General features: G+C 35.3%; 5 protein-coding genes and 1 riboswitch. Of the genes, 3 read left to right on the top strand and 2 right to left on the bottom strand.

Going from position 1 to position 5,590, the window contains the following annotated elements:
• Positions 1-46: 46 nt before the first annotated feature.
• Positions 47-1,309 (bottom strand): L-lactate MFS transporter, encoded by a 1,263-nt coding sequence (locus CD29_RS19065; RefSeq protein ID WP_036190596.1) that lies wholly within the window; start codon positions 1,307-1,309, stop codon positions 47-49.
• A 441-nt stretch (positions 1,310-1,750) separates the two neighbouring features.
• Positions 1,751-3,112, bottom strand: a complete 1,362-nt coding sequence (rlmD, locus tag CD29_RS19060) for a 23S rRNA (uracil(1939)-C(5))-methyltransferase RlmD (protein WP_408056635.1) — start codon at positions 3,110-3,112, stop codon at positions 1,751-1,753.
• A 182-nt stretch (positions 3,113-3,294) separates the two neighbouring features.
• Positions 3,295-3,426, top strand: a riboswitch (FMN riboswitch).
• Positions 3,427-3,740: 314 nt separating this feature from the next.
• Between rlmD and ribE the strand changes: the two genes are divergently transcribed.
• Genes ribE through ribH form a run of 3 tightly spaced genes read left to right on the top strand, consistent with a single transcriptional unit; the run spans position 3,741 to position 5,508 of the window.
• Entirely contained in the window at positions 3,741-4,379 is a 639-nt protein-coding gene (ribE, locus tag CD29_RS19055; protein ID WP_036190590.1) for a riboflavin synthase, read from the top strand.
• Positions 4,380-4,394: 15 nt separating this feature from the next.
• The gene (ribB, locus tag CD29_RS19050) at positions 4,395-5,009 is read left to right on the top strand and encodes a 3,4-dihydroxy-2-butanone-4-phosphate synthase (RefSeq protein WP_036190599.1); all 615 of its coding nucleotides are present in this window, start codon (positions 4,395-4,397) and stop codon (positions 5,007-5,009) included.
• Positions 5,010-5,040: 31 nt separating this feature from the next.
• Positions 5,041-5,508 (top strand): 6,7-dimethyl-8-ribityllumazine synthase, encoded by a 468-nt coding sequence (gene ribH / locus CD29_RS19045; RefSeq protein ID WP_036190587.1) that lies wholly within the window; start codon positions 5,041-5,043, stop codon positions 5,506-5,508.
• Positions 5,509-5,590: the final 82 nt, after the last annotated feature.

Raw genomic sequence — 5,590 nt, 5'->3', positions numbered from 1 at the left:
GTGTGAGAGGTCGACTAGCCAAATAATGGCTAGTCTCCTACTCGATTTATGAAATCGTAGAAACATCTCCGATTTTAGATGCGTTATCTTCTTTTTGTTGTTTCTTCATTTTTTTCACATCAAAGCGAATCCACAGTGAAATACATAATGATATTCCAATTAATAATGAGAATAAATAGAACACTGGTACGTAACTATTTGTTGCGTTACGAATAGCTGTAACAATAATTGGACCAAAAATTCCACCTAAAGACCAAGTAGTTAATAGGTATCCATGGATAACCCCGAGTTGTTTTGTTCCAAATAGGTCACTTGCGAATGCAGGAAGATTTGAGAATCCTCCGCCATAGCAGCTAACTACAAGGAAGATAAATAATTGGAAAAGAATAACGTTCGTTGTAAATGGTAGCGTAACGAAAGTAATTAATTGTATAACAAAGAATATTACAAATACATTATGTCTACCGATATAATCTGAAGCTGCAGCCCAAAGTAAGCGACCACCACCATTAAATAATCCCATTAAACCAACCATCGCAGCAGCTCCAGCTACTGAAAGTCCTACGATTTCTTGAGCCATTGGAGATGCTACAGAAATCATCATGATACCTGCTGTTACGTTTACTAAATGCATTGCCCAAAGCATCCAGAAATGTTTTGTTTTAACTGCCTCTCTTGCAGAAAGTTGTGCAAGTGGTTGAATTCCTTTAGATGCACTTGCGTACTTATCTACTGACGTGTTAACTGCTGGTGGTGCAATATAAAGGGCACCAATAATCATTAAAACAAAATAACTAATACCTAAAATAAAATAAGTATTTGAAATTCCAACTGCTTCCATTAAATATGTAGCAACAGGTGCTGTAAGCAATGCACCTGATCCAAAGCCAAGTACTGCCATCCCAGTTGCTAAACCTCTGCGGTCTGGGAACCATTTTACTAACGTTGATACTGGTGCAATGTAACCAATACCCATACCTAAACCACTTAACACCCCATATGTTAACCAATAAAGGACTACAGAATCTGTTGCGATTGCAACCCCTGCTCCAGCTTGTCCAGCTCCAAAAAGTACGGCTGCAACAATTGCAGATTTACGTGGACCTAATTTCTCTACCAAACTACCAAATAATGCAGCTGCAAATCCAGCAAGACCCATCATTATTGTGAATGCGATTGTTACTTCTGTAGTGCCCCAACCCATTTGTTCAGTAATTGGATTTTTATAAACGCTATATGCGTATGCACCACCAATGGATAGATGTATAGCAATAGCTGAAAGTGCAATTAACCATCTATTTTTATTCATAATTTCTCTTTCAACCCTTCTTTTTCTATCGTTGGAATTTTTCGCGAATAATTCTTGTATTAAGAACATAACATTTTTTAAAATAATATTGCAAGACTATTTTTCTAAAAAATACTTTCTTCAAATAGAATTTTATAGTTCGAAAGAGAAAAAAATGTGCTTTTCTGTTTTATAACAGTTGTTGGGAATAACGTTGAAAGTCTTATGAATATTGATTTTCTATACACTAACACTGATTGATACAGTTTGTAAGGGGCTAAAACAGAAAAAATAAGTATTAAATAAAAAATAATGATTTTTTCTAGAATATTTATTTTGATAGATAGTTTTGGAAGTGGGAATTATTGTAGAATGGTATTTCATTATCGAATTCACATATGTATAAATATACAAAAAGTGGAGATAAAATATCTTTTTATCTCCACCACCAATATATTTTATTTATTTTCTTTTTAATTCCATTTTAGCGACAATCTCAACTCTCGCAGTTTGAGGGAACATATCTACTGGTTGAATATATTCAACTGTATATAGTTTTGTTAATTCAGCCAAATCCTTTGCAAATGTGGAAGGATTACATGACGTATAAACGAAGCGTTTCGGCTTAATTTTTAGCACAGTTTTGATAAAGCTAGGAGCTAGACCTGTGCGCGGTGGGTCAACAGTGATCACATCTGGAACGAACCCTTCACGACGCCACTTTTCAAGCCATTCTTCTGCAGTACCTGTATAGTATTTGGCATGTTTAAACCCATGATTACGAGCATTTTTTTTCGCATCAACAATACTCTCAGGAACAACGTCCATTCCTCGAACTTCTTTCGCATCTTTTGCTAGCCATAATCCTATTGTTCCTACACCACAATATGCATCCACAACTGTTTCTTTTCCCGTAAGTTCTGCTGCTTTTTTGATTTCATCATATAAATGGACTGTTTGTTCTGGATTCAATTGGAAGAACGCTCTAGAAGATAAATCAAATGCAAGCTCTCCTAGTTTTTCATGAATTGTTTCTTTTCCATATAAAGTAATCGTTTCATCACCAAAAATGAGCGATGTTTTTTCTTTATTCACATTTTGTGTAATTGACACAATACTAGGGTCAATTTTTAACATTCTTTCAATAAGTTCTTCTTTATGAGGTAGTTCTTTTCTAGTTGTCACAATACAAACTTGAGTTTCGCCTGTTGATACACCTGTGCGTACCACTATTGTACGAATTAAACCATTTAAAGATTTCCCATCATAAATAGAAATGTTTAATTTTTGCAAGATTTTACGTGTTCCAACTGTAATTTTTGATGTAAGTGGGTGTTGAACAGCGCAATCATTAATATTTAATAGTTTATTGGTTCCTTCTGCGTAGAGACCTGCATAAACACGTTTTCCATCTTTACGTACCTGGAAGGAACTTTTATTTCGATAATGCCAAGGGTCGTCCATACCAATTGTAGGACGAACATCCAGGGAATCTGCTATCGGCTTTAAATATTTTTCGAGTGATTGAACGACCATATCACGTTTTTCTTTTAATTGGCCCTCATACGTCAAATGCTGAAGCTGACAACCACCACATTCTGCATATACCGGGCAACTTGGTTCTTGGCGATACGGTGAATCAGTTCGTATGTTTAATACTTCGGCTTCTGCAAAGCTTCGTTGTACGTTCGTAACTTTTACAGTTACAACTTCGCCTGGTAGAGCCCCTTTTACAAAAACGACATTCCGTTTGAAAAAGCCTACTCCTTCACCGTTAATTCCTAAGCGTTTTATCGTTAAAGGAAACTTTTGTCCAATTTCCATTACTACTTTGTCACTCAAAGTTTTCACGTCCTTCAATTTAGCTTATTCTACTTTATATCGGATATATAGGGTAAAGCAAGTGAAGAAAATTCTTCGAAATATTATTAAAAGTATAATGTTAATAAAGTATATTACTCGCATTTATTTTGAAATCGTGATATTGTATTAGGCAATCGAATATTATTGTCCTTCGGGGTCGGGTGAAATTCCCAATCGACGGTGATGAAGAAATTCTAAGCCCGTGAGCTCATTACGAGCAGGATTTGGTGCGAATCCAAAGCCGACAGTTATAGTCTGGATGGGAGAAGGATGTAAATGTAAAAAGCTATTAATCATTTATTAATGGTCTAATTTCTTATTGCATTTTTGCATGTAACGGACACTCCCACTTATTATGTAAGTGGGTTTTTGTTTGTATAACAATTCTTTTTGAATATATTTCAAAAGGGCTTTTTAGTCATGCATGTAAATAACAATCTCCCAAAACCTCTTAGGCAAATATTGCTAAAGTGGTTTTTTATTTTGGCTTTTGTTTGCTAAATGGCAATGAAGTAAGTACTGGGAGACTAAGAGAATATGATCAAATTGTTAGAACACCTAATTTAAAAATTTAAGGAGAGGTGATGTTATGTTTACGGGAATTATCGAAGAAATAGGAAAAGTAACTGCAATAAAAAAAGATTCAACAAGCATGGAACTTACACTACATTGTCCCAAAATATTAACAGATGCCCGCCTAGGAGATAGTATTTCGGTTAATGGTGTTTGTCTTACAATTACTAATTTACAAAATGAGCAAATGGCTGTGGATGTTATGCCAGAGACAGTAAAAGCGACGAATATTCATCAACTTAAAATTGGTGATCCAGTAAATTTAGAACGAGCGATGTCGGCGAATGGAAGATTTGGTGGTCATTTTGTTTCTGGACATGTTGACGGATCAGGAGTAATCCGAAGTATTAGACCAGTTTCTAATGCAGTATATATTGAAATTGGCATTTCAAGGGAACTTGTTGAAAATTGCATCCCTAGAGGGTCAATTACAATCGACGGTACAAGTTTGACTATTTTTAATGTATCGGATCAAAGTGTAACAATCTCACTGATTCCACATACTTTCACTGAAACAATTTTAGGAATGAAAAAAGTTGGTGATCAAGTAAATATTGAAACAGATTTGCTTGGTAAATATATTCAACATCATATAAAAAATAAAGAAAATCAATCCAATATTACACTCGATTTTTTAAAACAACATGGATTCTAAAGGGTGGTGGCACGTGTGCTAAATAAAATTGAAGATGCATTAGAAGATTTGAAACAAGGAAAGTTGATTATTGTAGTCGATGATGAAAATCGTGAGAATGAAGGCGATTTAGTCGCTCTAGCAGAATTTGCAACACCAGAAAATATTAATTTCATGGCAACTTATGGACGAGGATTAATTTGTACTCCAATTTCTAAAGAATTAGCCAACGATCTTAGATTTTTTCCAATGGTAGAAAATAATACAGATAATCACCAAACAGCATTTACTGTGAGTATTGATCATATTGAAACCACAACGGGAATTAGTGCATATGAGCGTTCATTTACAATTCAACAATTAATGAATCCAAATGCGAAACCTGAACACTTCCGTAGACCAGGTCATGTATTTCCACTTGTGGCAAAAACGAATGGGGTTATCGAAAGACCGGGGCATACAGAAGCAGCTGTTGATTTAGCGGTAGCATGTGATAGTTTCCCGGCTGGTGTTATTTGTGAAATTATGGCGGATGATGGCACCATGTTACGACTAGATGGATTAATGAATTATGCTAAAAAACACAATTTAAAAATAGTATCCATCGCAGATTTAATTAAGTATCGTTTGGGAAATGAAAAATTAGTATAGATAACTTTTAATGAAGAGGAGACTTGAAAAAATGGGTAAAGTATTTGAAGCACAGTTAATAGGTACAGATTTAAAGATAGGAATTGTCGTTGGACGATTCAATGAATTTATCACATCAAAATTGGTATCAGGTGCGTTAGATGGTTTAAGAAGACATGGAGTAGATGAAGAAAATATAGATGTTGCATGGGTTCCAGGGGCATTTGAGCTACCATTTATCGCAAAACAAATGGTGGAAACAGGGAATTACGATGCAGTAATTGCCTTAGGAACTGTTATTCGTGGAGCTACAAGCCATTACGATTATGTGAATAATGAAGCTGCTAAAGGCGTTGCAAAAGTATCATTAGATGCCAATGTCCCAGTTATTTTTGGTCTTGTTACAACTGAGAACATTGAGCAAGCTATTGAACGCGCAGGAACAAAAGCAGGGAATAAAGGATATGACTCAGCGGTATCTGCAATTGAAATGGCAAATTTAAAGAAAATGTTTAAGTAAGCTAAAAGGGACCTTTCGTAGGTCCCTTTTCTATACGTGCGACGGGCAGTTGCACCATGTGCAATAACAGCACAGGATAAAC

The organism is Ureibacillus manganicus DSM 26584, from assembly GCF_000772945.1.
In the GTDB taxonomy this organism is placed as follows: Bacteria; Bacillota; Bacilli; order Bacillales_A; family Planococcaceae; genus Ureibacillus; species Ureibacillus manganicus.
Note: the sequence above shows the minus strand (reverse complement) of the source record. Positions and strands in the feature narration are given on the sequence as shown.

What these genes read in the sequence shown, in the direction of transcription:
- CD29_RS19065 (WP_036190596.1), bottom strand. Translation starts at nt 1,309, where the DNA reads ATGAATAAAAATAGATGGTTAATTGCACTTTCAGCTATTGCTATACAT.
- ribE (WP_036190590.1), top strand. Translation starts at nt 3,741, where the DNA reads ATGTTTACGGGAATTATCGAAGAAATAGGAAAAGTAACTGCAATAAAA.
- rlmD (WP_408056635.1), bottom strand. Translation starts at nt 3,112, where the DNA reads ATGGAAATTGGACAAAAGTTTCCTTTAACGATAAAACGCTTAGGAATT.
- ribH (WP_036190587.1), top strand. Translation starts at nt 5,041, where the DNA reads ATGGGTAAAGTATTTGAAGCACAGTTAATAGGTACAGATTTAAAGATA.